At 51.6% G+C, this 701-nt stretch carries 1 pseudogene; it reads left to right on the top strand.

Going from position 1 to position 701, the window contains the following annotated elements:
- A pseudogene (locus DXD25_RS17380) lies at nt 1-701 on the top strand (T9SS C-terminal target domain-containing protein); the annotation flags it as partial.

Here is a 701-nt window from a genome sequence, read left to right as displayed (position 1 = left end):
CTGAGTGCCAGCCTCAAGCACGGCGACCTCTCACAGGCTACCGTCATCGGTGTCTTTTCACCGGAACTGGCAACCATCGGTAAGGATATGGTTGTCTATGCTCTTGACGGCCGCAAGGGCGACGGAGCCATTCTGAGCAAGGACAAAGCCGTAAGGGGTAGAGGTGTTGAACCACTGGACTATGGTTCAGCATCGGGTGAAGACCTGCTTTATCAGTCAAGTGATTCTTTGTCCGAGAACGGTTTTAAGGAAAGCGCTCTGCGAGTTGTGTCCTACTTCAAGGTAAGCAATCCTTCAACAACATTGTGGGGAGACAACTCCAACACCACATTATTCATAGGAACCCCTTCCACCTCTGGCAGTTTCGGTACGGATTTCCCGACCTCGCTCTTCGGTAATGCTTCCATCCGTGGATATGCCCCTGAGCTTATTGTGTTCAGCAGGATGCTTACACCCGATGAGCGCAGAAAAGTGGAGAGCTATCTGGCGGTAAAGTACGGCATCACCCTCAAAGGCTCGTATCTTGACAGCGACGGAAACCTGACTTGGGACATGGCGGAGAACCAAGCCTACCACCATAGGGTCACAGCTGTTGGAACAGACATAGTAGGAAGTCTCTCCCAACCGCTTTCCGCAACATCATATGAGGAAAGTCCGGTGTATGCGGCCTTGAAGGAGAACGGAACTTATCATGACGCAAA

The organism is Prevotella sp. TF12-30, assembly GCF_003436715.1.
In the GTDB taxonomy this organism is placed as follows: Bacteria; Bacteroidota; Bacteroidia; order Bacteroidales; family Bacteroidaceae; genus Prevotella; species Prevotella copri_A.
The sequence above is the reverse complement of the archived record's forward strand: the minus strand, read 5'-3'. Positions and strand labels throughout refer to the sequence as shown.